Origin of the sequence: Stenotrophomonas rhizophila (assembly GCF_007667275.1) — a bacterium.
In the GTDB taxonomy this organism is placed as follows: Bacteria; Pseudomonadota; Gammaproteobacteria; order Xanthomonadales; family Xanthomonadaceae; genus Stenotrophomonas; species Stenotrophomonas maltophilia_AE.
Genome location: NZ_VDQT01000002.1, coordinates 594,387 through 619,173 on the forward strand (window position 1 = coordinate 594,387; position 24,787 = coordinate 619,173).

The window sequence follows — 24,787 nt, forward strand, 5'->3', positions numbered from 1 at the left end:
GCGTGGCTCTACACGCGGCGTTACGCTTCGTCGTCGGTCGGCAGTGCTTCCGGCGGTGAGCCGGGGACGAACACGCCCGGCACCACGAAGGCGCTGAAGATCGCGTCCAGGGTCTGCGTGCCGTCGCGCTGCAGGTCGAACAGTTCCGGCTCGAGCATCGCGCTGTACAACACGCCGGTCAGGCTGGTGCTGATGATGCGCGCCACCGTATCCACCTCCACCCCTGCGCGCAGCTGGCCCAGGTCGCGCGCGCGCTGCAGGGCTGCGGCGAAGATCGCCAGCTCCTCGCGTGACATCTCGCGCTGCATGTCCTGCATCGCCTGGCTTTCCACCGACAGATCGTTGCGCAGCATGATCTCCAGCATGTTGCGCAGGCGCTCGTCCTCGGCGATCTCCCGGAACGACACCAGCAGCGCCGAACGCAGGTCCCGCACCGGCGTGGAGCGCTTGGACGATGCCGTGCGCCGCAGGCGCTCGATGAACGGAATGCGCTCGCGGTCGATCATCGCCGTCAACACTTCCGATTTGTTCTTGAAGTGCCAGTACACCGCACCGCGGGTATAGCCCGCGCGCTCGCCGATCATCGCCAGGCTGGTCCCGGCGACCCCGAACTCGTGGAAGCAGGTCTGCGCCGCGTCCAGGATGCCTTCCCGGGTGGCCTGCGCCGCTTCTTTGGTTTTTCTGGCCATGGCGCTTGTGCACGTGCTGGATGAAACCGGCATGAATTGTACCCGTTTACAAACAAACATGCATGTATGTATATTTAGCGCCCACTGATCCCCGGTGAGGGCCGCGCGTACCCGCACGCGTGGCCCCGACGGGGGATTGCGCCCCCTTGTACGGCTGACGTGTCGTTGTCCGGTGTCCCGGTTCGTCGATGGCAGGTCGGTCCATTCCTTTCTGCTTGCCGCGAGTTCCCACCATGTCCCCATTCCCGTACCGTCTCCCCGCGTTGTCGCTCGCGGTCGCCCTGGCCCTCTCCGCATGCGGCGGCGGTGAGCAGCAAGGCCCGCAGGGTGGTCCCGGCCAGGTCACCGTGGCCACCCTGAAGCCCGGCCAGGTCAGCCTCACCCGCGAGCTGCCCGGCCGCACCAACGCCTTCCTGGTCGCCGAAGTGCGCCCGCAGGTGAGTGGCATCGTTGCCAAGCGCCTGTTCACCGAAGGCGGCCTGGTCAGTGCCGGCCAGCCCCTGTACCAGGTCGATGACGCCAGCTACCGCGCCGAGGCCAACAGTGCCCGCGCCCAGCTTGCCCGCGCCGAAGCCACGGCCAACGCATCGCGGCTGAGCGCAAAGCGCATCACCGAGCTGGCCAAGGTCGACGCCGTCAGCCAGCAGGACCTGGAAAACGCCGTCGCCGCCCAGAAGCAGGCCGAAGCCGATGTCGGCGCCGCCAGGGCCGCCCTCGACGCCGCCAACGTCACCCTCGGCTACGCCCGCATCACCGCCCCGATCAGCGGCCGGATCGGCAAGTCCTCGGTCACCCAGGGCGCCCTGGTCAGCGCCGGCCAGGCCGACCCGCTGGCCACCGTGCAGCAGCTCGACCCGATCCACGTCGACCTGACCCAGTCGGCCAGCGAACTGCTGCAGATGCGCCGGGACCTCTCCAGCGGCCGCCTGCAGGACAACCAGAGCCTGCCGGTGACCATCCTGCTCGACGACGGCAGCGAGTTCGAACACAAGGGCACGCTGCAGTTCTCCGAAGTCAGCGTCGACCCCACCACCGGCAGCTACGCGCTGCGCGTCACCGTCGCCAATCCCGACCACGTACTGATGCCGGGCATGTACGTGCGCGCGCGCGTCGGCAGCGGCGTGCGCGACAACGCCCTGCTGGTGCCGATGCAGGGCATCGCCCGCGACGCCAAGGGCGACACCACCGCCATGGTGGTCGGCAAGGAGAACAAGGTCGAAGTGCGCCCGGTGAAGGTCAGCCGCGCCGTCGGCAGCGCCTGGCTGGTCGAGGACGGCCTGAAGGCCGGCGACAAGGTCATTGTCGAAGGCCTGCAGAAGATCCAGCCGGGCATGCCCGTGCAGGCCACCGAAATGGGCGCCGCGCCGGCCACGCCCGCGGCACCTGCCGCGGCTGCCGCCCCGGCCGACAAGCAGTAAGCGGAGAACTCCATGGCGCGTTATTTCATTGATCGACCCATCTTTGCGTGGGTGATCGCCATCATCATCATGCTCGCCGGTGCGCTGGCGGTGGTGAAGCTGCCCGTCTCCATGTACCCGGAAGTGGCCCCGCCCTCGGTCGAGATCAGTGCCAACTACCCGGGCGCGTCGGCCAAGGTGGTCGAGGACTCGGTGACCCAGATCATCGAGCAGAACATGAAGGGCATCGATGGCCTGATCTACTTCTCTTCCAACAGCTCGGCCAATGGCCAGGCCACCATCACCCTCACCTTCGAAAGCGGGACCAACCCCGACATCGCCCAGGTGCAGGTGCAGAACAAGCTGCAGTTGGCCATGCCGCTGCTGCCGCAGGAAGTGCAGCGGCAGGGCATCAACGTGGCCAAGTCGAGCAGCGGCTTCCTGCAGGTGATCGGCTTCGTCTCCAACGACGGCAGCATGGACGCTACCGACATTTCCGACTACGTCGGCTCCAATATCGTGGACCCACTGAGCCGCGTGCCCGGCGTGGGCAACATCCAGGTGTTCGGCGGCAAGTACGCCATGCGCATCTGGCTGGATCCCAACAAGCTGCAGACCTACAGGCTGTCGGTGGAGGAGGTGACCGCCGCGATCACCGCACAGAATGCCCAAGTGGCCATCGGCCAGCTCGGCGGTGCGCCCTCGATCAAGGGCCAGCAGCTCAATGCCACCATCAACGCGCAGGACCGCCTGCAGACGCCCGAACAGTTCCGCAACATCCTGGTGCGGGGCGGCACCGACGGCAGCGAGCTGCGGCTCGGCGACGTCGCCCGGGTCGAGCTGGGCGCGGAAAGCTATGACTTCGTCACCCGATACAACGGCAAACCCTCGTCCGGCATCGCCATCACCCTGGCCACCGGCGCCAACGCACTGGACACCGCCAACGGCGTGCGTGCCGCGCTCGACGACCTGAAGCAGAACTTCCCGGCCGGCCTGGAATCGGTGGTGCCCTACGACACCACGCCGTTCGTGCAGGTGTCGATCAAGGGCGTGATCAAGACCCTGATCGAAGCGATCGTGCTGGTGTTCGTGGTGATGTACCTGTTCCTGCAGAACTTCCGCGCCACCCTGATCCCCACCATCGCCGTGCCGGTGGTGCTGCTGGGCACGTTCGGCATCCTGGCCGCGCTGGGCTTCTCGATCAACATGCTGACCATGTTCGCGATGGTGCTGGCGATCGGCCTGCTGGTCGACGACGCCATCGTCGTGGTGGAGAACGTCGAACGCATCATGTCCGAGGAAGGCCTGTCGCCGCTGGAAGCGACCCGCAAATCCATGGGCCAGATCACCGGCGCCCTGGTCGGCATCGGCCTGGTGCTGTCGGCGGTGTTCGTGCCGATGGCATTCATGAGCGGCTCCACCGGCGTGATCTACCGGCAGTTCTCGGCCACCATCGTCTCGGCCATGGCGCTGTCGGTCCTGGTCGCGATCGTGCTGACCCCGGCGCTCTGCGCCACCATGCTCAAGCCGCTGAAGAAGGGCGAGCACCACGTCGCGCACAAGGGCTGGGCCGGCCGTTTCTTCAATGGTTTCAACCGTGGCTTCGACCGCTCCAGCGAAACCTACCAGCGTGGGGTCAAGGGCATCCTGGCACGGCCCTGGCGCTTCATGGCGATCTTCGCCGCGCTGGTGGTGGTGATGGGCCTGCTGTTCGCGCGCCTGCCCAGTTCGTTCCTGCCCAATGAAGACCAGGGCATCCTGATGGCGCTGGTGCAGACCCCGGTCGGCGCCACCCAGGAGCGAACCCTGGAGGCGATGTACAAGCTGGAAGACCACTTCCTGAAGAACGAGACCGACGCCGTGGAGTCGGTGTTCTCGGTGCAGGGCTTCAGCTTCGCCGGCATGGGCCAGAACGCGGGCATGGCCTTCATCAAGCTCAAGGACTGGAAGGAGCGTGATGCCGAGCAGGGCGTGGGCCCGATCACCGGGCGCGCGATGGGCGCGCTGGGCCAGATCAAGGACGCCTTCATCTTCGCCTTCCCGCCGCCGGCCATGCCGGAGCTCGGCATCGGCTCGGGCTACACCTTCTTCCTGAAGGACAACAGCGGCCAGGGCCACGAAGCGCTGCTCAACGCACGCAACCAGCTGCTGGGCGGGGCGGGGCAGAGCAAACTGCTGGCCAACGTGCGCCCGAACGGCCAGGAGGACACCCCGCAGCTGCGCATCGACGTGGACGTGGAAAAGGCCAATGCACTGGGCCTGTCGACCAGCGCGATCAACAGCACGCTGGCCGCCGCGTGGGGCAGTAGCTATATCGATGACTTCATCGACCGCGGCCGGGTCAAGCGCGTGTATGTGCAGTCCGATGCGCCGTTCCGCATGAACCCGGACGACTTCAACCTGTGGTCGGTGAAGAACAGCGCCGGCGAGATGGTGCCGTTCAGTGCCTTCGCCAGCAAGCGCTGGGACTACGGTTCACCGCGCCTGGAGCGCTACAACGGCGTGTCGGCGATGGAGATCCAGGGCGAACCCGCCCCGGGCGTGGCCTCGGGCGACGCCATGGCCGAGATCGAACGCATCGCCAAAGACCTGCCGCCCGGCTTCGAGATCGAATGGACGGCGCTGTCCTACCAGGAACGCCAAGCCGGTTCGCAGACCCCACTGCTGTACACGCTGTCGCTGCTGATCGTGTTCCTGTGCCTGGCTGCGCTGTATGAAAGCTGGAGCGTGCCGACCTCGGTGCTGCTGGTGGCGCCGCTGGGCATCCTGGGCGCGGTGCTGGCCAACAGCATGCGCGGCATGGAGCGCGACATCTATTTCCAGGTGGCGATGCTGACCACGGTGGGCCTGACCAGCAAGAACGCGATCCTTATCGTGGAATTCGCCAAGGAGAACCTGGAAAAGGGTGCCAGCGTGCTCGAAGCCACCATGCACGCGGTACGCGACCGCCTGCGGCCGATCATCATGACCTCGCTGGCGTTCGGCCTGGGCGTGCTGCCGCTGGCCATTGCTTCCGGCGCCGGCTCCGGCGCGCAGCGCGCGATCGGTACCGGCGTGCTCGGCGGCATGATCGTCGGCACCCTGCTGGGATTGTTCTTCATCCCGCTGTTCTTCGTGGTGGTGCAGAAGCTGTTCAACCGCAGGGCGAAGGCGGACAAGGTCGAACATTCCTGATATCTGTCGACGTTGCCTGACGTGACGAACGCCTGGGCCGGCCAACGGCCGGCGCTACCGGGGACGGCGTCGTCCCCGGTGTCCGCATCGCCTCGTAGCGCCGGCCGTTGGCCGGCCCAGGCGATCCAAAACGGAATCCATACAATGAAACCCACGCATCTCTTCCTCTCCCTTTCCGCGCTGCTGCTGTCCGGCTGCGCCATGCTGGAACCGCGCAGCACCGAGGTCGCCCCGGCCATCCCGGCGCAATGGCCAGCCACGACGGACACCGCATCGTCGGTGGAAGTGGCCGACATCGGCTGGCGCGACTTCTTTGTCGACCCGCGCCTGCAGGCCGTGATCGCACAGTCGCTGCAGAACAACCGCGACCTGCGCGTGGCCGTGCTGAACGTGGACAAGGCGCGCGCGCAGTACCGCATCCAGCGTGCCGACCGGGTTCCCGCAGTGGGGGTGCAGGGACAGATGACCCGCAGCGGTGGCGATGTCCCGGTCGCCGAACAGTTCAGCGCCAACCTCGGCGTGGTCGAATTCGAGCTGGACCTGTTCGGCCGCGTGCGCAGCCTCAGCCAGGCCGCCCTGCAGCAGTACTTTGCCGAAGCGGCCAACCGGCGCAGTGCGCAGCTGGCGCTGGTGGCCGAAGTGGCCAACGCGTGGCTGACCCTGGGCGCGGACAGCGAACAGCTGAAGATCTCCCAGGCTACGCTGTCCAGCTACGAAGACTCGCTGCGCCTGAGCGAAGCGCGGCATCGGCTCGGTGGGGTGTCGGCGCTGGAGCTGAGCCAGACCCGCACCCTGGTCGAAACCGCGCGTACCGACGTCGCCCGTTTCCAAGGGCAGCTGGCGCAGGACCGCAACGCGCTGATGCTGCTTGCCGGTGGACCGGTGGATGACGCGCTGCTGCCGGACAGCGAAGCGACCGCGGTCGCTGCCGTGCGCGCGATACCCGGCGGCGTGCCCGGCGACGTGCTGCTGCGGCGGCCCGACGTGATGGCCGCCGAACACACGCTGATGGCGGCCAACGCCAATATCGGCGCGGCGCGCGCGGCCTTCTTCCCCTCGATCAGCCTGACCGGCAGCGTGGGTTCGGCGTCGTCGGAACTGTCGGGGTTGTTCGATTCCGGCACGCGGGTGTGGAGTTTCATGCCGACCCTGAACCTGCCGATCTTCCAGGGTGGCAAACTGCGCGCCGGTCTGGGCGTGGCCAACGCCAACCGCGATATCGCCCTGGCGCGGTATGAACAGGCGATCCAGTCCGGGTTCCGCGAGGCGGCCGACGCGCTGGCGCTCAACGAAAGCCTGGACGCCCAGCTGGTCTCGCAGCAGGCCCTGGTGGCCGCTGCCGAACAGGCGCAGCGGCTGTCGCAGGCACGCTACGACGCCGGCCTGGACAGCTTCCTGACCCTGCTGGATGCGCGGCGGACGGCGTACACGGCGCGGCAGTCGCGGGTGAGCACGCAGCTGGCGCAGCAGTCGAACCAGGTGGCGCTGTACAAGGTACTGGGCGGCGGCTGGTACGAGCGGGGCGAAGTCGCCGCGCGTTGAACGTCCGGTCGGATCCGCAGATCCGACGTAGCGACACGCCATGCGTGTCCCACGCAATGCAGGGAATCGTCAGCCGCCCCCACGCCGCCGCTGCAGCGTCTGCGTCGCTTCTCTGGCCATCGCCTCGTAGGTTCGCCGGATTTCCTCCAGTCGTTCCTCGTCGAGTTCTTCCAGGTCCAGCAGTTCGTTGTTGGCCTCGGCCGTCACCCGGATCAGCTCATCCAGCTTGATCTGGATGGCGGCGGTGTCGGCGTTCTGGCTGTGCTGGATCAGGAACACCATCAGGAAGGTGATGATGGTGGTGCCGGTGTTGATCACCAGCTGCCAGGTGTCGTTGAATTTGAATACGGGTCCGCTCAGGCCCCAGATGACCACGATGCAGAGCGCACCGAGGAAGGTCCATGGGGTGCCCGCGGCATAGGACGCTTTCTTGGCGACCAGGTTGAAGAGGCTGCGGAGTTTCATCGGCACCGGAACGAAGTGGCGTTGCGCCATCATGTGCCGGGGCGGCGTGTAGGCCCCGTGCAGCGAGCGCTCAGGCGCGGGCAGTGAGGCGGGGACGGGCGTTCTGGTCGTGCTGGCTGGTCAGGTACACGTGTTCCCACACCTGCTCGACGAACTCGCGCGCCTCGTCCTCGCTCAAGCGCGGCAGGATCTGGTAGTCGAAATGCTCCTTGAAGGTGCGGGCGCGCTCTCGGTCGTCCGCGTGCGGCTTGGAGATCAACGAGTTGCAGGCGAACTTGACCCACGGCACGTAATTCCCGAACGAGGACAGTTTCAGCTTGCCCTGGGTGTGCTGGGTGCGCCAATAGTTGATCTCGGCGTCGACGTCGATGACGGCGGGAATGGACAGTGGTACAGAGGACATGGTCGCGTCGATTCACAGGGAAGAAGACACCCTGATGATGCGTAACATCCAGTGCATGGGGTGTCATGGCGATGTGCAGCGGGCGTGCGCACCAACCTTCGCGCCTGAAGTGTTCATGACTGCGACCCGCGCTCGCAGGTCGATGGCGACGCCTTCGGCCCGCACCGTGCACAGGTGCGCACGGTGCGGTACGGATCACTCGCCGATGTCTTCGTTCCAGACCTCGGGGTGGGCGGAGATGAATCCGCCCAGCAGGTCGATGCACTCCTGGTTCTGCATGTCGATGACCTGCACGCCGTTCTCGCGCAGCCAGTCGATGCCGCCCTGGAAGGTCACCGATTCACCCACCACCACGGTGCCGATGTTGAACTGGCGGACCAGCCCGCTGCAGTACCAGCAAGGGGCCAGGGTGGTGACCATGATGGTGTCCTGGTAGCGGCGCTGGCGGCCGGCCTTGCGGAAGGCATCGGTTTCGCCGTGCACCGACGGGTCGCCTTCCTGCACGCGGCGGTTGTGGCCACAGCCGAGCAGGCGCCCGTCGTTGTGGTACAGCGCCGCGCCGATGGGGATGCCGCCTTCGGCCAGGCCCTGGCGGGCCTCGTCGATGGCGGTCTTGAGCAGGGCGGCGTAGTCGGGGGTGATGAGCATGGGCAGTCCATGGGGGAGAAGGGGGCATCATAAGGTGCCGCAGACTGGCGAGCGGTGCGATAATCGGGGTCATGAGCGAATCCCCCTACAAGACTGGCACCACCCATTTCGGCTTCCGTGACGTTGCCGCCACGGACAAGCAGAAGCTGGTGGGCGAAGTGTTCACCTCGGTCGCGCGCAACTACGACCTGATGAACGACCTGATGAGCCTGGGCATCCACCGGGCGTGGAAGCGCTACTACGTGGCCACCGCGCAGGTGAAGCCGGGCGACAGCGTGCTCGACCTGGCCGGCGGCACCGGCGACATCGCGGTGCTGCTCAAGGAGCGGGTCGGTGACGAGGGTACCGTCGTGGTGGGCGACATCAACGCGGGCATGCTGACCGTGGGCCGCGACCGCCTGACCAACCGCGGCGTGGTCGCCGGCCTGGATTTCGTGCAGCTCAACGCCGAGGCGTTGCCGTTCCCGGACGCCAGCTTCGACCTGGTCACCATCGCCTTCGGGCTGCGCAACGTCACCGACAAGGACGCGGCGCTGCGCGAGATGTACCGCGTGCTGAAGGTCGGCGGCCAGGCCCGCGTGCTGGAGTTCTCGGAAGTCACCGCGGACTGGTTCAAGCCGATCTACGATTTCCACTCGTTCAAGATCCTGCCGAAGCTGGGCCAGTTGTTCGCACGCGATGGCGCCAGCTACCAGTACCTGGCCGAAAGCATCCGCAAGCACCCGCCGCAGGAAGCGCTGAAGACCATGATGGGTGAGGCCGGCTTCGCCCGCTGCCACTACAAGAACCTGACCGGCGGGATCGTCTCGATCCACTCCGGCTACAAGGTGTAGAGCGGGGCTCTGCCCCGCTGGCTCTGCCCCGCTACGGCGGGGCATTCCGTATTCAGCTTCCGGGAGGGGTAAACTGGCGGTTTCACCCTGATCGGTCCCGATTCATGCGATCCCCGTTCCTGCTGATTCCCCTGGCCGTTGCGCTTGCCGCCGGCTGCTCCAAAGAGCCCGCCGCCCCGACCGCGGCCCCCGCCGCCCAGCCGAGCGCCGACAACGCCGTGAAAGCCGCCAACCGCAGCCACGATGAGAGTTCCTACGCCGAGCCGGACAAGGTCGTCATCAAGGACCTGGCGCTGGACCTGAAGCTGGACTTCGACAGCCGGCAGATCGGCGGTACCGCCACCTACACCCTGGAGTGGAAGGACAAGGCCGCCAAGCAGCTCGTGCTCGATACCCGCGAGCTGACCATTGAAAAGGTCGAAGCCGTGGCAGCCGATGGCAAGACCGCGCCGCTGCAGTTCGCGCTGGCCCCGGCCGACAAGGTGTTCGGCAGCAAGCTGACCATCGACGCCCCGGAACAGCCGGGCAAGGTCCTGGTGACCTACCACACCGCGCCGACCGCCTCGGGCCTGCAGTGGCTGGAGCCGTCGATGACCGAAGGCAAGCAGCTGCCCTTCATGTTCAGCCAGTCGCAGGCCATCCACGCCCGCTCCTGGGTGCCGCTGCAGGACACGCCGAGCGTGCGTTTCACCTACAGCGCGCACGTGACCTCGCGTCCGGACGTGATGGTGCTGATGAGCGCCGACAACGACCCCAAGGCAGCGCGTGACGGTGACTACACCTTCAAGATGCCGCAGCCGATTCCGTCCTACCTGCTGGCCATCGCCGCCGGTGACCTGGTATTCGAACCGATCTCCGGCCGCTCCGGCGTGTGGGCCGAACCGACCATGGTCGGCAAGGCCGCCAAGGAGTTCGAAGACACCGAGAAGATGATCGGTGCGGCCGAGAAGCTCTACGGCGAGTATCGCTGGGGCCGCTACGACATGCTGGTGCTGCCGCCGTCGTTCCCGTTCGGCGGCATGGAGAACCCGCGCCTGACCTTCGCCACCCCGACCGTGATCGTCGGCGACAAGTCGCTGGTGTCGCTGGTCGCCCATGAGCTGGCGCACAGCTGGTCGGGCAACCTGGTGACCAACTCGAGCTGGAAGGACATCTGGCTCAACGAAGGCTTCACCACCTACGTCCAGGGCCGCATCACCGAGGCGCTGTATGGCCAGGAGATGGCCGAGATGGAGCGCGAGATCGACCAGAACGACCTGCTCGCGGAGGTCAAGGACATGAGCCCGGCCGACCAGGCGCTGGCCCTGCCGCCGCTGACCGAACGCGACCCGGACGAAGCGCTGAGCAACGTCGCCTACGTCAAGGGTTCGTGGTTCCTGCAGTTCCTGGAGCAGCGCTTTGGCCGCGAGATCTTCGACCCGTTCCTGCGTGGCTGGTTCGATGACCACGCCTTCCAGAGCGCCAACACCGACCAGTTCGTCGAGTACCTGAAGAAGAACCTGCTGCCCAAGAAGCCCGGCGCCGTCACCGATGCCGAGCTGAAAGCATGGCTGGAAGAGCCGGGCATTCCGGCGTTCGCGGCCAAGGCGCGCTCGCGCAGCTTCAGCATCGTCGACACCGCACGTATTGCCTGGCAGGGCAGCGGCACCCTGCCGAACGCGCAGATCACCGGTGAGTGGGGTACCCAGGAGTGGGTGCACTTCATCGACGGCCTGGGCAAGACACTGCCGGTGGAGAAACTGGCCGCGCTGGACCGTGCGTACAAGTTCACCGGTACCGCCAACGGTGAGATCGCCATGCGCTGGTACCCGCTGGCGATCCGCAGCGGCTATGCCGAAGCCAATGAAGCGGCCGGTGCGTTCATCGAGCGCGTGGGCCGTCGCAAGCTGATCCTGCCGATCTACGCCGAACTGGTGAAGACCCCGGAAGGCCTGGCCTTCGCCAAGGCGGCCTTCGAAAAGGCCAAGCCCAGCTACCACCCGATCACCACCGCATCGGTGCAGGACATGCTGGACAAGGCGAGCCCGGCCGCACCGTAACGGCGGTTGCAGCGCAGGATGCATGGGAAGCGGCGGGGGCAACCCCGCCGTTTTTTTTGCGTTTGCGCTACCGGTACACTCGGAGCCGCACCCGAACCGGACTTCTGCAATGAAACGACTGATCCTCGCCGCTGCCTGCGCGTTCGCCCTGGCGGCCTGCAGCAACCCGGAAGAAGAGCGCAGGGCGCAGGAGGCCGCTGCCGCCGCTGCCAAGGCACAGCAGGAAGCAAAGGCCGAAGGCGTGGCCAAGCAGTACGACATGGCCGTGGCCGCGCAGGATTGGGAGCGCGCGCGCATCCACGGTGGGTCGCTGCTGGACCAGTACAAGGACACCGACGTGGCCGCGCGCATCGAGCCGGGCTACGCCGAGGTCAAGGCCAAGGCCGACACCGCGCGCGAGCTTCGCCGCATGCAGGGCCTGTGGCAGTACAACCAGGTGGCGGTGGGCAGCAAGGGCAACCAGGTGTCGGCCTCGATCTACAGCAGGGAGCGCGTGGACGTGGACGGCAGCGGGCCCAAGCCGGTGCAGCTGATCTTCCGCGACCATCCCGAATGGAAGCGGCACGCCTACCTGGTCCTGCAGGCCGGCGATTTCCGCTGCCCGCAGTGCACCGTCAAGGTCACCGTGGACGACGGCAAGCCGATCAACATGGCTGCCTGGCGCCCGAAGACCGACGAGGCCATCGCCATGTTCATCACCGACCAGAAGGCGCTGTGGAAGCTCGCACGCAAGGCGAAGTCCATCAGCATCGAATTCCCGGTCAAGGCCGGCGGCACCCGCACCGCCGTCTTCGAAACCGGCGGCGTGGACGCCAGCAGGATGCCGAACTGGTGGAATTGATCGCCCGGTGAAGCAGCGTGCCGACCAACGGTCGGCACCTACCGATATCGCACGCCCCGTACGAACCGATGTCGCGGCCCCGGTATCGCACGCTCCGTAAGAACCGATGTCCCGCCCCGGGTATCGCACGTTTCGTACGAACCGATGTCCCCCCCGGTAGGTACCGACCGTTGGTCGGTACGGAAAGCGCCGGTCCCCCCTCTGGGGCAACAGCCCCCTTCTGTTAAGGGGGCGCGCCGAAGGCGCGGGGATAGGTGAAATGCCTCGGGGCCCAGGATTCGCCAAAGGCGAATCCTGGGCGAGCAGTTCAACCAGCAGTTCGATTACGCGCTCAGCGCGTAACCGAACTGCTGTTTGAACTGCTCGTTGAACTCATCAAAGGTGAACCGCTGGTTCTGCGTGCCCGGGTGCTCGACCTTCAGCGCACCCATCAGGTTGCCCATGCGGCCGATGGTCAGCCAGTCGTAGCCCTTCTCGATGCCGTAGATCAGGCCGGCGCGGAAGGCGTCACCACAGCCGGTCGGATCCACCACGCGGCGTTCGTGCGCCGGCGGGATGTCGTAGGTCTTTTCCGGGGTATGGATCACCGCGCCCTTCGGGCCGCGGGTGGTGATGTAGGCCTTGACCCGGCTCACGATTTCCTTTTCGTCCCAGCCGGTACGCTCCTGCAGCAGGTTGGACTCGTAGTCGTTGACCACCACGTAGTCGGCCTGCTCGATGAAGGTGCGCAGCTCCGGCCCATTGAACAGCGGCATCGCCTGGCCCGGGTCGAAGATGAACGGCACGCCGGCGTCGAAGAACTCCTGCGAGTTCTGGATCATGCCTTCACGGCCGTCCGGGCCGACCAGGCCCAGGGTCACCCCCGGCACGTCCTTCACGTGGTTTTCGTAGGAGCGCATCATCGCGCCCGGATGGAAGGCGGTGATCTGGTTGTTGTCGTGGTCGGTGGTGATGAAGGCCTGCGGGGTGAACAGTTCGTCGATCACCTTGACCCGGCTCAGGTCGATGCCCAGGCCCTGGAAATACTCGCGATACGGGCCGAAATCCGATCCCACCGTGCCCATCGGGATCGGGTCGCCACCCAGCAGGTGCAGGTTATAGGCGATGTTGCCGGCGCAGCCACCGAACTCGCGGCGCATGCGCGGCACCAGGAACGACACGTTCAGGATGTGCACCTTGTCCGGCAGGATGTGATTCTTGAACTGGTCCGGGAACACCATGATGGTGTCGAAGGCAAGAGAACCACAGATCAAAGCGGACATCGATTAAGGCCTATGCGAATGGGGTTTGAGGCCCGCCGGGCGGGCAACGAAACGGCGCCCGGAGGCGCCCAATGGCGCAAAGGTTAACGGGTGCGGCGCCGCAGGGCCAGAACCCCGGCTGTCCGGATTCGGCTGAATGGCCGCCAAGGCTGGGTTTGGGGGACATTTCTCCTTGCTCGCGAACAGGGGGATTGCTAGGCTTGTCGACCTCGAATTCTGCCCAATTTTTCGCCATCCCGCGTTGGGCGCGACACCCCTCAGGATCAACTCCCAGATGTTCAAGAAACTGCGTGGCATGTTCTCCAATGACCTGTCCATCGACCTGGGCACGGCCAATACCCTCATCTACGTGCGCGGGCAGGGGATCGTGCTGAACGAACCGTCGGTCGTGGCCGTGCGCCAGGACCGCGCCATCGGCGGCACCCGTTCGGTCGCCGCGGTCGGCGCCGAGGCCAAGCAGATGCTGGGCCGTACCCCGGGCCACATCACCACCATCCGCCCGATGAAGGACGGCGTCATCGCCGATTTCACCTATACCGAGGCGATGCTCAAGCACTTCATCAAGAAGGTGCACAAGTCGCGCTTCCTGCGCCCGAGCCCGCGCGTACTGGTCTGCGTGCCGGCCGGTTCGACCCAGGTCGAACGCCGCGCCATCAAGGAATCGGCCGAGGAGGCCGGTGCCCGTGACGTGTTCCTGATCGAAGAGCCGATGGCCGCCGCGATCGGCGCCGGCATGCCGGTCACCGAAGCCCGTGGCTCGATGGTCATCGACATCGGCGGCGGCACCACCGAAGTGGCGGTGATCTCGCTGAACGGCATCGTCTATTCGGCCTCGGTGCGCATCGGCGGCGACCGGTTCGACGAGTCGATCACCAACTACGTGCGTCGCAACCACGGCATGCTGATCGGCGAAGCCACGGCCGAGCGGATCAAGGTCGAGCTGGGCTGCGCCTACCCGCAGGCGGAAGTGATCGAGATGGAAATCTCCGGGCGCAACCTCGCCGAGGGCGTGCCGAAGATGATCAAGATCAACTCCAACGAAGTGCTTGAAGCACTGCACGAGCCGCTGTCGGGCATCGTCAGCGCGGTCAAGCTGGCGCTGGAGCAGACCCCGCCGGAACTGTGCGCCGACGTCGCCGAACGCGGCATCGTGCTGACCGGTGGCGGCGCCCTGCTGCGCGACCTGGACCGCCTGATTTCCGAGGAAACCGGCCTGCACGTGCAGGTGGCCGACGACCCGTTGACCTGCGTGGCCCGCGGTGGCGGCCGAGCGCTGGAGCTGGTCGACATGCACGGCAACGAGTTCTTTGCGCCGGAGTAAGTCGTACCGTTGCGGTTCCGTGGACGCGCCCCTGCGGCGTGATGCCCGCTGCGTGCCTGCCACGCGGGGCATCGCAGCGCCGGGGCGTTGTCGCATCCCGTCGTCCCCTTCCTTGAACCCTCGAAACGCCTCGTGCCGCCTTACGCCGGTCCTCCCGTAGCCTCCCGCCAGGGCGATGCCAGCAGCCCGCTGCGGCTGCTCGCCTACCTGGCCCTGGCCATCACCCTGATCGTGCTCGACGACCAGGCCGGCTGGCTGGCGCGCGCCCGCGCGCAGGCCAACGTGCTGGTGCAGCCGGTGTGGGCGCTGGCCGGCCTGCCGGGCCGGCTGGGCACCCAGGTCAAGGACAACGCGGCCAGCCATGGCCAGCTGGTGGATGAGAACCGCGAACTGCGCAACCAGCTGCTGATCGCCAATGCGCGGCTGACCCGCCTGCAGACCGCTGCGCTGGACAACGCCCAGCTGCGCGAACTGCTCAACGTGGCCGAGCGCAGCGGGCTGGACGTGCAGCTGGCGCCGATCCTGGACATCGACCTGGATCCGGTGAAGCAGCGCCTGGTGCTGGCCGCCGGCAGCCGCGACGGCGTGCACCTGGGCCAGGCGGTGATCGACGCCGGCGGGCTGATGGGGCAGGTGATCGCCACCACCGGCAGCACCGCCACCGTGCTGCTGCTCACCGACCCCGACCACGCGGTGCCGGTCACCGTGGCCCGCAACGGCGTGCGCCTGATCGTGTACGGCCGCGGCGATACCCTGGAACTGCGTGACATTCCGCTCAGCGCCGGCGTCGAAGTAGGCGATGAGATCGTCACCTCCGGGTTGGGCGGCCGTTTCCCGGCCGGCTTCCCGGTCGGCAAAATCACCGCCCTGCGCCCCGACGACACCCACGCCTTCCTGGTCGGCCAGCTGGACCCGGCAGCCAAGCTCGACCGCGGCCGCGACGTGCTGCTGCTCCGACCGGGTGCCGCGATCCGGATCCCGCCCAACCTCCAGCTTTCCGACAGTACGGGCGGACCGGCAGCGTCTGCACCTGCGTCACCGGTAGCGCCGACTGTTAGTCGGCCCACGGAAACCGTGCCACAAGCGACCCAACCCGCACCCCAGCCATCCCCGACGGAACCCACCCGATGAGCCGCCTGCGCGACAAACCGTGGGTGCTCCCGGTCAGCATCGTGCTGGCGCTGTTGCTGGGCCTGCTGCCGTTGCCCGAACTGCTGCAGCCGCTGCGCCCCTACTGGCTGGCGCTGGTGCTGGCATACTGGGTGATCGAAGCCCCGGACCGGGTCGGCCTGGGCGTGGCGTTCATCTGCGGCGTGATCGCCGACCTGCTGTATGGCGGGGTGCTGGGCGAACAGGCGCTGCGGCTGGTCATGCTCACCTTCATCCTGCAGCGCTTCCGCGCGCGCATCCGCTTCTTCCCGATGTCGCAGCAGGTGCTGGCGATCGGCGGCCTGCTGTTCAACGACCGCATCGTCAGCGCAGTGGTCCACATCGCGGTCGGTGAACCGACCCTGCCCTGGTCGTACTGGTGGGCGCCGCTGCTGGGCATGGGCCTGTGGCCGCTGGTGTTCGTGCTGCTCGACGCGGTCCGCTTCGGACGACGCGGGCGCTGACATGTACGTGCGCCGCCAGGCCAAGAACCCCCACGCCGAGGCCGAACAGTTCCGGCGCCGCGCCGCGCTGGGCTTCCTGGGCGTGCTGGTCTGCCTGATCGGCCTGGGCGGCTGGTACTTCAAGCTGCAGGTGCTCGACCACGACATCTACGCCACCCGCTCCGAGGCCAACCGGATCAAACCGCGGCCGGTGGTGCCCGGTCGCGGCATGATCTACGACCGCAACGGGCGCCTGCTGGCCGAGAACGTGCCCGCGTTCCGGCTCGACATCACCCCGGACAAGGTCAAGGACATGGACGCCACCCTGGCCGGGCTGGCGAAGATCCTGGCCCTCAGCCCGGAAGACATCGAGACCTTCAACAGGTCGCGCAAGGCGCGCCGCAGTTTCCTGCCGGTGACGCTGAAGCTGCGCGTGACCGACGAGGAAATGGCGCGCTTCGCGGTCGACCGCTGGCGCTACCCGGGGGTCGAGCTGGAGCCGTACCTGACCCGGCGTTACCCCTACGGCGACCTGTTCGCGCACGTCATCGGCTACGTCGGCCGGGTCGATGACAAGGACCTGGAGATGCTGGGCGAGGGCAATGCCGCGCTGACCCACATCGGCAAGTCCGGGCTGGAGCGCTATTACGAGACGCAGCTGCGCGGCAAGGTCGGCTACGAGCAGGTCGAAACCAACGTGCAGGGCCGTGCCATCCGCACCATCGGCCGCGTCCCGGCGCAGTCCGGCAGCGACCTGCGCCTGTCCATCGACGCCGACCTGCAGCGCGCGATGGTCGCCGCGTTCGGCGAATTCGAAGGCTCGGCGGTGGCGATGGATCCGCGTACCGGCGAGATCCTGGCCATGGTCAGCCTGCCGTCGTACGACCCCAACCTGTTCGTCAACGGCATCTCGCACACCGACTTCAAGGCGCTCAACGACAACCCGTCGCGCCCGCAGTTCAACCGCCTGGTGCTGGGTGGGGTGGCGCCCGGTTCGACGATCAAGCCGCTGATCGGCCTGGCCGGGCTGGACAGCGGCACCCGCCGCCCCGAAGACCGGATCTACTCCAGCGGCATGTTCTACCTGCCGGGCACCTCGCGCGGCTGGGGCGACGCCAACCGCAGCGGCCACGGCTGGACCGACCTGCGCAAGTCGATCACCCAGTCGGTCAACACCTATTACTACAAGCTCGCCCTGGACATGGGGATCGAGAAGTTCGACCACTACATGGGCTACTACGGCTTCGGCCAGCCGACCGGGATCGACCTGACCGGTGAGATCGGCGGGATCCTGCCGTCGCCGCAGAACAAGGCGAAGTCGCGGAAGGAACGCTGGTACCCCGGCGACACCGTCAACGTCAGCATCGGCCAGGGCGACTGGAAGGTCACCCCGCTGCAGCTGGTGCATGGCGTGGGCGGCATCGGCGACGGCCAGCTGCGCACCCCGCACCTGGTGATGCAGCAGCGCGAAGGCTTCGACGCCGACTGGGTGGCCACGCCGGCCGGCGCCAGCAAGCCGGTCAGCCCCAGTCCCGGCAACCTGCAGGCCGTGCGCGAAGGCATGATGGGGACCATGCGCCCCGGCGGCAGCGGCGCCCGCGCCGCGGCCGGCGCGCCGTACACCATCGCCGGCAAGACCGGCACCGCGCAGGTGATCAGCCGCCGCGGTACCGCTGCGGTGAATCCCAAGAGCCTGCCCATGCACCTGCGGCACCGTTCGCTGTTCGTGGGCTTTGCCCCGGCCGAGAACCCGGTGATCGCGCTGGCCATTGCGGTCGAAGGTGGCGGTTACGGCGGTTCGGCGGCGGCGCCGATCGCACGCAAGCTGTTCGACGCCTGGCTGCTGGGCAAGATGCCCGAAGGCATGGAGCCGCTGGACAGCGCGCGCGGTACCACCGCGATCGGCATCACCGCGGTCGAAGGCGACAGCACCGCGCGCGAGGCCGGCGACATCGCCGCCGCGGCGCTGGACGGGGTGCCGGTGCAGGTCGGCGTGCCCGAACCGGTCCCGGCGCCCGTCCCCGTGCCCGGCACGCCCCTGGCACCTGCTGCCGCCCCCCCGACGCCACCGGAGCGCACCCGATGAAGGTGTTCCTGCGCTGGGCGACCGACATGGCCGTCCGTTTCTGCAGCACTCTGGACTGGGTGCTGTGCCTGGCCCTGGGCGCGCTGATGCTGATCGGCCTGTCGGTGCTCAAGAGTGCCGGTGGCGACGGTCTGGTGTATGCGCAGGCCGCGCGATTCGGCGTGGGCCTGGTCGCGCTGTGGTTGATTTCGCGGGCGTCGATCCTGCGCATCCGCTCGGCCACGCCGTTGATCTATGCGATCTCGATGATTCCGCTGCTGGCGGTGTTCGTGCTCGGCACCGGAAAGTACGGCCGCCAGTGGCTGGACCTGAAACTGTTCTACCTGCAGCCGGCCGAACTGCTCAAGGTCAGCCTGCCGATGATGGTGGCCTGGTACCTGCACCGCATGCCGCTGCCGCCGCGCTTCAATACCGTGCTGGTCAGCGCGGTGATCATCGGCGTGCCGACCGGGCTGGTGATGCTGCAGCCGGACTTTGGCACCGGCGTGCTGATCGCGGCCAGCGGTGCCTTCGTGCTGCTGCTGGCCGGCCTGCCCTGGTGGTGGGTGGGCGTAGCGGTGGGCGGCGTTGCCGCGGCCGCGCCCGTGGCCTGGATCTGGCTGCTGCGGCCGTACCAGAAGGACCGCATCATGATGTTCCTGGACCCCGAAAGCGACGCGCTGGGGGCGGGTTGGAACATCATCCAGTCCAAGATCGCCATCGGGTCCGGTGGCCTGGATGGCAAGGGCTGGGGGCAGGGCTCGCAGTCGCACCTGAACTTCATTCCCGAGCAGACCACCGACTTCGCCTTCTCCGTGCTCAGCGAGGAATTTGGCTGGATCGGCGTGGCCACCGTGCTGGCCCTGTACCTGGTGGTGATCGGGCGCTGCCTGTGGATCGCGTCGCAGTCGCGCGACTCGTACTCGCGCCTGCTGGCCGGGGCCACCGGCCTGGCCTTCTTCGTGTATGTGCTGGTCAACGGCGGCATGATCTCCGGCCTGCTGCCGGTGGTGGGCGTGCCGATGCCCCTGATCAGCTATGGCGGCACTTCGGCGGTTTCGCTGCTGGCCGGGTTCGGCCTGGTGATGGCGGCGCGCAGCCACAACCCGGTGCACGGCGGCTACAGCTGAGGCGGCTGTCCGCGTGATCTCGCGCGGCGGCATTCCGTCGCGACTCGATATGTCTAGTCAAAACAACGGCGACGTTGCCGCCGGATTTTGCGCAAATGCGTGTTTAGAACGATGCGAATATGCCGAAACCGGCACCGTGGGTGTAGGCGCCGTCAACATGTCGGCAACAAAGTGCGATGTCGCTCACAGAACTGAATGCGCTTGATCACGATCAATGGACTTGTCGTAATCGGCCTGCACAATGGCGACCCGCAGCAGCTGCGCAGTCAGCCAAGATGACGCGCCCCAGCGCTGCGGGACGTAGTTGACCTAACGGGTACAGGGGGTGCGACGTTGCGCTGGGGAGTAGCGCGTCGCGCTGGTATCGACCAGGTCGGTGGCGCCGGTCGCGCTCATGGGGATGGGGGCGCGACCGGCTATACCTTGACCCGCGATTTACACGTCGTCTTAACGAACGTGTTCCTGTCTACGCAAATCGTTGGGATTCATGGTCTTAGGGGTTTTATTTCATCTTTGACCTGCTAACCTGCGGCGATGATCCGACGCACTTTGGCCTGCATGCTCACGCTCGGTTTGGTCGCCTGCGCGACCCAGCCGCACTCCCCATCACCGCCGCCGCAGGCGTCGGATGCGCCCAACCGACCGGCCAACCGACCGGGGGTCGCGCACAAGGGGCCGGCCGAGGCCGCGCCTGAAGCCGCCGCCGCCAGCGCACCGCCGGTCGACCTGACCCCGGTGCCGTTCGCGATCGCCCGCGCCAACTTCGTACGCGACACCGCCGCACGCTATGGCATTCCGGCCACACAGATCGATGCGACCCTGGCCCAGGCACAGGTGCGCGACCCGATCATCGCCGCCATGTCGCGCCCGGCCGAGCGGGTCAAGCCGTGGAACGAGTACCGGCCGATGTTCATCAGCCAGGCGCGGATCGACGGCGGGCGGAAATTCCTGGCGCAGCACCGCGATGAACTGATGCGGGTGCAGGAACGCACCGGCGTGCCGGCCGAAGTGATCGTGGCGATCATCGGCGTCGAAACCAGCTACGGCGCCAACACCGGCAGCTACCGCGTGCTCGATGCGCTGTACACGCTGGCCTTCAACTACCCGCGCAGTGGCGATCCGGCCAAGCTCGAACGGGAAGTCCGCCGCGAGCTGTTCTTCCGCGACGAACTTGCGCGCCTGTTCGCGCTTGCCCGCGATGAAAAGCTGGACATCCTGTCGATCAAGGGAAGCTACGCCGGCGCGATGGGCATGGGCCAGTTCATGCCGTCCAGCTACCTCGATTTCGCCGTCGACGGCAACGGCGACGGTCGCCGCGACCTGTTCAACAGCTTCGACGACGTGTTCTCCTCCATCGCCAATTACTTCGTCAAGAAGGGCGGCTGGGTGCGTGGCGGCCCGGTGGCGGTGCCGGCCACGCTGGCCCCGGGGCGCGCGTCGTTCGACCCGACCGACTGGACCCCGACCTGGACCCTGTCCGACCTGGCCCAGCGCGGCTACCAGCCCAGCGTTCCGGTGCAGGCCGGGCTGACCGCGACCCCGATCACGCTCGAAGGCAGCGCCGGCCGGCAGTACTGGCTGGGCTTCCAGAACTACTACGCGATTACCCGCTACAACCTTTCCAAAATGTACGCGATGGCGGTGTACCAGCTGTCCCAGGCCATCGCCGGACAGGAGCTGCCGCCGGCATGAACGCATTCGCACACTGCAGATGGCTGGTTCCCGGCCTGTTGATCCTGGCGTTGGCCGCCTGCAGCAGTGCACCGAAGAAGCCGCCCGCCGCCAGCGTTGGCGCGGGCAAGCCCGGCGGCACCGTGGTGCAGGGCGCAGGCAGGGGCGGGCGCCCGGCGCACTGCCCGGAAGGCTCGCCTTACAAGGCGGCGGCGGAAGACCCCAGCACGCGCGGCGATTACCGCGCCGGCGGCCTGTACAAGCCCGGGGTCAACGACAGCACGCCCACCTACATTCCCAACGTGGCCTGCATTCCCGAGCCGGAGGTGGTCGACCTGCCGCGCTCGCCGGTCGGCAACAGGACGCCGTATGCCGTGCTCGGCAAGCAGTACAAGGTGATGGACGACACCCGCGGCTATGCCGAGAAGGGCACCGCTTCCTACTACGGCGCCAAGTTCCATGGCCGGCTCACCTCCAACCGCGAGGTGTACGACATGTACGCCTTCACCGCCGCGCACAAGACGCTGCCGCTGCCGAGTTTCGCCCGGGTGACCAACCTGGACAACGGCGAATCGGTGGTCGTGCGGGTCAACGACCGCGGGCCATTCCACGATGGCCGGGTCATCGACCTCAGCTACGCTGCCGCCGTGCGCCTGGGCATCACCCAGCGCGGCACCGGCAACGTGGAAGTGCGCGCGCTGAGCCCGGGCGAGGACAACCTGCTGGCCGACAGATCCTCGCGCCGCGAGCGCCGCGCTGCGGCCACGGCCGCTGCGGTGTCCACGCCGCCGCCAGCGGTCGTCGTTGCCACGCCCGCGCGGCGAGCCAGTGAAATGGACCGCCTGGTGGGCGCATTGCCGCCGACCGCTTCGGGTGGCGCGCGACCTGCCGCAACCCAGGCCGCTACGCTGGAGACCGGCCCGGTCACCGTGAGCACCTTGCCGCCGGCAGCACCGGTGGCCGCCGCGCGTCCGCTGCCGAGCGCAGTACACAGCGCGCCGACCGCGGTCCCGGCGCCGTCGCTGCAGCAGCAGGTCGGCAACGTGCTGCTGCAGGTGGCCAGCTTCGCCAGCCGCGAAAACGCTACCAAGGCGCTGGGCCAGCTGTCCTCGGCGGGCATCGTGGGCGCCAGCATCAGCGACATCGTCAGCGGCGGTCGTACCCTGTGGCGCCTGCGCGTGCCGGCGACCGACCATGCCACGGCCTCGGAACTTGCCGGCCGCATTGCCGGTCTGGGATTCGGGTCGCCGCAGATCGTCAAAGAGTAAACGGCCTACAATGGCCCACCCCTGTACCCCCCTTGGCGCCCTTCTGGAGCTTGCTGTCCGATGAAATTCCGCTTTGCCGCTGCTGCCCTGGCCACGACGCTGTTCGTGGGCATGGTCTCCGCCCAGACCCCCTTGCCGACCCCGGCTCCGGCACCCGCGCCTGCCGCGGCCGCCCCGGCGACCGTGGCAACCCCGCCTGCGCCCAAGCCCAGCGTGGCCAAGGCCTGGATCCTGATGGACTACGCCACCGGCCAGGTGCTGGCGGGCGAGAACATCAATGAACAGCTGGCGCCGGCCAGCATCACCAAGGTGATGACCTCGTACGTGGTCGCCGCCGAAGTGAAGAACGGCAAGGTCCGCAACGACGACCAGGTGATGATGAGCGAGCGCGCCTGGCGCGAAGGCGGCGCAGGCACCGACGGCAGCTACAGCGGCTTCCCGGTCAACCAGACCGCACGCCTGGAAGACATGGAAAAGGGCATGGCGATCCAGTCGGGCAACGACGCGGCGATCGCCCTGGCCGAACACGTGGCCGGCAGCGAGGAGGCGTTCGCCTCGCTGATGAACAGCTACGCCGCCAAGATCGGCATGAAGGACTCGCATTTCGTCAACGCCCACGGCCTGAGCGCCGAAGGCCACCGCACCACCGCTTACGACCTGGCGCTGCTGGGCCGTGCGTTCGTGCGCGACTACCCGGAAACCTATGCCTACAACAAGGTGAAGGAATTCACCGTGGGCAGCATCACCCAGCCCAACCGCAACCTGCTGCTGTGGCGCGACCAGAGCGTGGACGGCATCAAGACCGGGCACACCTCCGAAGCCGGTTACTGCCTGATGAGTTCGGCGCAGCGCGGCGACCAGCGCCTGATCGCGGTGGTGCTGGGCGGTGCCTCTGAAAAGCAGCGCGCCGATGACAGCCTGGCGCTGCTCAACTGGGGCTTCCGCTTCTTCGAAACCCATCGCATGTACGAACCGGGCAAGGCCGTGGCCGAGCACAAGGTGTGGAAGGGCAAGGCCGACACGCTGCAGCTGGGCGTGGCCCAGCCGCTGCTGGTGAGCGTGCCGCGCGGCCGCTACAACGACCTCAAGCCGAGCATCGACGTGCCGAAGACCCTGGAAGCGCCGTTCACCGCGGGCCAGCAGGTCGGCACGCTGAAGGTTACCCTGGACGGCAAGGTGGTGGCCCAGGCCCCGCTGGTGGCGGTGGCCGCAGTGGAAGAAGCCGGCTTCTTCAAGCGCCTGTGGGACAGCTTCTGGATGTGGTGGGAATCGGAATAAACGGTTCCTTGGTTCGTCCTGGAAATGCAAAAAAAAAGACCGGCTCGCGCCGGTCTTTTTTCTTTTCGGTGTGCCCACCAACGGTGGGCACCTACCCGCAGATCGCTATAGCGATCTGCTGATCGTGAACGACCCGTAGATCGGCGACTGGTCCTGCAGGTCGAACTCGCGGGTGCTGTGGTAGCGGGCGAGGGCGAACTTCCAGCGGTTGTACATCACCGCCAGGCCGTAGCCGCCCTGGGCGACCCAGTTGCGCTTGTCCACGCTGTGGCTGTTGCGGAAGGTGTTGCCGTCGAGGGTGATGTCCCGGATCACCCAGGCCGCGTCGGTGGTGGCGAACAGGTGGAACGACCAGCCGGTCGGCTTGCCGCCGCGGGTCGGCGCGGTGTTTTCCCCGGCCGGGCGCAGCGGCGTGCTGCCGAAGTCGTCGGGCAGCTTCCAGCCGACGCGGACTTCGCCGCCGGCATTGAGGTGGGTGGCCAGGTTGCCGACCGCACCGCCGTAGTGGCTGATCGCATCCCAGCCCCAGCCGGCCAGGTTGTCCTCGGCATCGCCCCAGCGGTTCATGCGTTCATGGGTGAGCATGATCACCGGCTCGTTGTGCAGCTGGTTGTCCCAGCCCTGGAATTTCTCGTCGCCGAGCAGGTCGTGCACGGCGTCCTGGACTTCCTCGCCCAGCGCCCACGGCCCGACCACGCCCAGGGTCAGCTGGGTGGTCTGCAGGTAATCGCCGCGGCGGGCGTTGTAGCCGAAGCTGCCCACCAGCACGCCGGCGTAGGGACGGTCGTCCTCGATCACGTCGCGGCGGGTGAAATCCTTGGGGGTGTAGATCTGCTGGGCGAAGCTGAAGAGCATGTTCTGCTGCTCGAACTCGCCGGGCGCGAGGCGTTCCAGGTGGCGGTTGACCCAGCGGGCCAGGCGCGGCAGGCAGGGGTCGTCGGTGTAGTCGACCAGGTTGGGCGATACCAGGGTGATCTGCGCCCCGTTGGTATAGCCCTGGTCCTGGTCGGCGCCGCCGAACAGGTCGTTGTCCACGCGGAAGTTGACCTGGGGCGGGTGCTCGCGCATGGCGTCGGGCCCGCATTGGTCGGCGGCCTGCGCCGCAGGGGCGGCAGCGGCAATGACACCGGCAAGGGCGGCCGGCAACGCGTATCGCTTGAGGAGCATAA

At 67.3% G+C, this 24,787-nt stretch carries 20 protein-coding genes; 14 read left to right on the plus strand and 6 right to left on the minus strand.

Features of this window, described 5'->3' with window-relative positions; translation table 11 throughout:
• Window positions 1–20: 20 nt before the first annotated feature.
• Complete coding sequence (locus FSZ13_RS08760; protein WP_145479151.1) at window positions 21–689, minus strand: TetR family transcriptional regulator; 669 nt, start codon at window positions 687–689, stop codon at window positions 21–23.
• Window positions 690–922: 233 nt separating this feature from the next.
• Here FSZ13_RS08760 and smeD point away from each other — a divergent pair, with 233 nt between their 5' ends.
• From smeD to FSZ13_RS08775, 3 genes are all read left to right on the plus strand, one after another.
• Window positions 923–2,107: a multidrug efflux RND transporter periplasmic adaptor subunit SmeD gene (gene smeD, locus FSZ13_RS08765; RefSeq protein WP_145479152.1), complete on the plus strand. Its 1,185-nt coding sequence runs from the start codon at window positions 923–925 to the stop codon at window positions 2,105–2,107.
• 12 nt (window positions 2,108–2,119) lie between these two features.
• Window positions 2,120–5,260 carry a multidrug efflux RND transporter permease subunit SmeE gene (gene smeE, locus FSZ13_RS08770; protein ID WP_145479153.1) on the plus strand — a complete coding sequence of 1,047 codons (3,141 nt, stop codon included), beginning with the start codon at window positions 2,120–2,122 and terminating at the stop codon, window positions 5,258–5,260.
• Window positions 5,261–5,404: 144 nt separating this feature from the next.
• Window positions 5,405–6,802: an efflux transporter outer membrane subunit gene (locus tag FSZ13_RS08775; RefSeq protein ID WP_145479154.1), complete on the plus strand. Its 1,398-nt coding sequence runs from the start codon at window positions 5,405–5,407 to the stop codon at window positions 6,800–6,802.
• Between the two features lie 69 nt (window positions 6,803–6,871).
• Here FSZ13_RS08775 and FSZ13_RS08780 read toward each other — a convergent pair whose 3' ends face one another.
• From FSZ13_RS08780 to FSZ13_RS08790, 3 genes are all read right to left on the minus strand, one after another.
• Window positions 6,872–7,267 carry a low affinity iron permease family protein gene (locus tag FSZ13_RS08780; protein ID WP_145479155.1) on the minus strand — a complete coding sequence of 132 codons (396 nt, stop codon included), beginning with the start codon at window positions 7,265–7,267 and terminating at the stop codon, window positions 6,872–6,874.
• Between the two features lie 70 nt (window positions 7,268–7,337).
• On the minus strand, window positions 7,338–7,670 hold the full coding sequence (locus tag FSZ13_RS08785; RefSeq protein WP_145479156.1) for a hypothetical protein: 333 nt from the start codon (window positions 7,668–7,670) through the stop codon (window positions 7,338–7,340).
• Between the two features lie 195 nt (window positions 7,671–7,865).
• Window positions 7,866–8,318 (minus strand): nucleoside deaminase, encoded by a 453-nt coding sequence (locus FSZ13_RS08790; protein WP_145479157.1) that lies wholly within the window; start codon window positions 8,316–8,318, stop codon window positions 7,866–7,868.
• Window positions 8,319–8,389: 71 nt separating this feature from the next.
• Between FSZ13_RS08790 and ubiE the strand changes: the two genes are divergently transcribed.
• The 3 genes from ubiE (at window position 8,390) to FSZ13_RS08805 (ending at window position 12,031) form a co-directional block, all read left to right on the plus strand.
• Window positions 8,390–9,151, plus strand: coding sequence for a bifunctional demethylmenaquinone methyltransferase/2-methoxy-6-polyprenyl-1,4-benzoquinol methylase UbiE (gene ubiE / locus FSZ13_RS08795; protein WP_145479158.1), 762 nt, complete (start codon window positions 8,390–8,392; stop codon window positions 9,149–9,151).
• 104 nt (window positions 9,152–9,255) lie between these two features.
• Window positions 9,256–11,190, plus strand: coding sequence for a M1 family metallopeptidase (locus tag FSZ13_RS08800; RefSeq protein WP_145479159.1), 1,935 nt, complete (start codon window positions 9,256–9,258; stop codon window positions 11,188–11,190).
• A 109-nt stretch (window positions 11,191–11,299) separates the two neighbouring features.
• Window positions 11,300–12,031, plus strand: coding sequence for a hypothetical protein (locus FSZ13_RS08805; RefSeq protein WP_145479160.1), 732 nt, complete (start codon window positions 11,300–11,302; stop codon window positions 12,029–12,031).
• 323 nt (window positions 12,032–12,354) lie between these two features.
• On the opposite strand, the gene FSZ13_RS08810 is transcribed toward FSZ13_RS08805, so the two are convergent.
• A complete protein-coding gene (locus FSZ13_RS08810) occupies window positions 12,355–13,293 on the minus strand; it encodes a carbohydrate kinase family protein (protein WP_145479161.1) in 939 nt (312 codons plus the stop codon).
• A gap of 274 nt (window positions 13,294–13,567) precedes the next feature.
• Here FSZ13_RS08810 and FSZ13_RS08815 point away from each other — a divergent pair, with 274 nt between their 5' ends.
• From FSZ13_RS08815 to FSZ13_RS08850, 8 genes are all read left to right on the plus strand, one after another.
• On the plus strand, window positions 13,568–14,614 hold the full coding sequence (locus FSZ13_RS08815) for a rod shape-determining protein (RefSeq protein ID WP_038686189.1): 1,047 nt from the start codon (window positions 13,568–13,570) through the stop codon (window positions 14,612–14,614).
• A gap of 132 nt (window positions 14,615–14,746) precedes the next feature.
• Window positions 14,747–15,745, plus strand: a complete 999-nt coding sequence (gene mreC / locus FSZ13_RS08820) for a rod shape-determining protein MreC (RefSeq protein ID WP_145479162.1) — start codon at window positions 14,747–14,749, stop codon at window positions 15,743–15,745.
• Window positions 15,742–16,227: a rod shape-determining protein MreD gene (gene mreD / locus FSZ13_RS08825; protein WP_145479163.1), complete on the plus strand. Its 486-nt coding sequence runs from the start codon at window positions 15,742–15,744 to the stop codon at window positions 16,225–16,227. Before mreC ends, mreD begins: the two co-directional genes overlap by 4 nt.
• A 1-nt stretch (window position 16,228) precedes the next feature.
• Complete coding sequence (gene mrdA, locus FSZ13_RS08830) at window positions 16,229–18,292, plus strand: penicillin-binding protein 2 (RefSeq protein ID WP_145479164.1); 2,064 nt, start codon at window positions 16,229–16,231, stop codon at window positions 18,290–18,292.
• A complete protein-coding gene (gene rodA / locus FSZ13_RS08835) occupies window positions 18,289–19,401 on the plus strand; it encodes a rod shape-determining protein RodA (protein ID WP_145479165.1) in 1,113 nt (370 codons plus the stop codon). Before mrdA ends, rodA begins: the two co-directional genes overlap by 4 nt.
• 534 nt (window positions 19,402–19,935) lie before the next feature.
• Window positions 19,936–21,093 carry a lytic murein transglycosylase B gene (mltB, locus tag FSZ13_RS08840; protein ID WP_145479166.1) on the plus strand — a complete coding sequence of 386 codons (1,158 nt, stop codon included), beginning with the start codon at window positions 19,936–19,938 and terminating at the stop codon, window positions 21,091–21,093.
• Window positions 21,090–22,340 carry a septal ring lytic transglycosylase RlpA family protein gene (locus FSZ13_RS08845; protein WP_145479167.1) on the plus strand — a complete coding sequence of 417 codons (1,251 nt, stop codon included), beginning with the start codon at window positions 21,090–21,092 and terminating at the stop codon, window positions 22,338–22,340. The genes mltB and FSZ13_RS08845 overlap by 4 nt, the downstream gene beginning before the upstream one ends.
• 60 nt (window positions 22,341–22,400) lie before the next feature.
• Window positions 22,401–23,618, plus strand: coding sequence for a D-alanyl-D-alanine carboxypeptidase family protein (locus FSZ13_RS08850; protein ID WP_145479168.1), 1,218 nt, complete (start codon window positions 22,401–22,403; stop codon window positions 23,616–23,618).
• Window positions 23,619–23,723: 105 nt separating this feature from the next.
• Here the strand turns inward: FSZ13_RS08850 and FSZ13_RS08855 are convergent, their stop codons facing one another.
• On the minus strand, window positions 23,724–24,785 hold the full coding sequence (locus tag FSZ13_RS08855) for a lipid A deacylase LpxR family protein (RefSeq protein ID WP_145479169.1): 1,062 nt from the start codon (window positions 24,783–24,785) through the stop codon (window positions 23,724–23,726).
• Window positions 24,786–24,787: the final 2 nt, after the last annotated feature.

Excerpts from the sequence above, each read along its gene's own strand:
- FSZ13_RS08850 (WP_145479168.1), top strand. The coding sequence starts at position 22,401 with ATGAAATTCCGCTTTGCCGCTGCTGCCCTGGCCACGACGCTGTTCGTG.
- mltB (WP_145479166.1), top strand. The coding sequence starts at position 19,936 with ATGATCCGACGCACTTTGGCCTGCATGCTCACGCTCGGTTTGGTCGCC.
- ubiE (WP_145479158.1), top strand. The coding sequence starts at position 8,390 with ATGAGCGAATCCCCCTACAAGACTGGCACCACCCATTTCGGCTTCCGT.
- mrdA (WP_145479164.1), top strand. The coding sequence starts at position 16,229 with ATGTACGTGCGCCGCCAGGCCAAGAACCCCCACGCCGAGGCCGAACAG.
- FSZ13_RS08800 (WP_145479159.1), top strand. The coding sequence starts at position 9,256 with ATGCGATCCCCGTTCCTGCTGATTCCCCTGGCCGTTGCGCTTGCCGCC.
- smeD (WP_145479152.1), top strand. The coding sequence starts at position 923 with ATGTCCCCATTCCCGTACCGTCTCCCCGCGTTGTCGCTCGCGGTCGCC.
- FSZ13_RS08855 (WP_145479169.1), bottom strand. The coding sequence starts at position 24,785 with ATGCTCCTCAAGCGATACGCGTTGCCGGCCGCCCTTGCCGGTGTCATT.
- rodA (WP_145479165.1), top strand. The coding sequence starts at position 18,289 with ATGAAGGTGTTCCTGCGCTGGGCGACCGACATGGCCGTCCGTTTCTGC.
- mreD (WP_145479163.1), top strand. The coding sequence starts at position 15,742 with ATGAGCCGCCTGCGCGACAAACCGTGGGTGCTCCCGGTCAGCATCGTG.
- FSZ13_RS08810 (WP_145479161.1), bottom strand. The coding sequence starts at position 13,293 with ATGTCCGCTTTGATCTGTGGTTCTCTTGCCTTCGACACCATCATGGTG.
- FSZ13_RS08760 (WP_145479151.1), bottom strand. The coding sequence starts at position 689 with ATGGCCAGAAAAACCAAAGAAGCGGCGCAGGCCACCCGGGAAGGCATC.
- FSZ13_RS08805 (WP_145479160.1), top strand. The coding sequence starts at position 11,300 with ATGAAACGACTGATCCTCGCCGCTGCCTGCGCGTTCGCCCTGGCGGCC.
- FSZ13_RS08775 (WP_145479154.1), top strand. The coding sequence starts at position 5,405 with ATGAAACCCACGCATCTCTTCCTCTCCCTTTCCGCGCTGCTGCTGTCC.
- smeE (WP_145479153.1), top strand. The coding sequence starts at position 2,120 with ATGGCGCGTTATTTCATTGATCGACCCATCTTTGCGTGGGTGATCGCC.
- FSZ13_RS08785 (WP_145479156.1), bottom strand. The coding sequence starts at position 7,670 with ATGTCCTCTGTACCACTGTCCATTCCCGCCGTCATCGACGTCGACGCC.
- FSZ13_RS08815 (WP_038686189.1), top strand. The coding sequence starts at position 13,568 with ATGTTCAAGAAACTGCGTGGCATGTTCTCCAATGACCTGTCCATCGAC.
- FSZ13_RS08790 (WP_145479157.1), bottom strand. The coding sequence starts at position 8,318 with ATGCTCATCACCCCCGACTACGCCGCCCTGCTCAAGACCGCCATCGAC.
- FSZ13_RS08780 (WP_145479155.1), bottom strand. The coding sequence starts at position 7,267 with ATGAAACTCCGCAGCCTCTTCAACCTGGTCGCCAAGAAAGCGTCCTAT.
- FSZ13_RS08845 (WP_145479167.1), top strand. The coding sequence starts at position 21,090 with ATGAACGCATTCGCACACTGCAGATGGCTGGTTCCCGGCCTGTTGATC.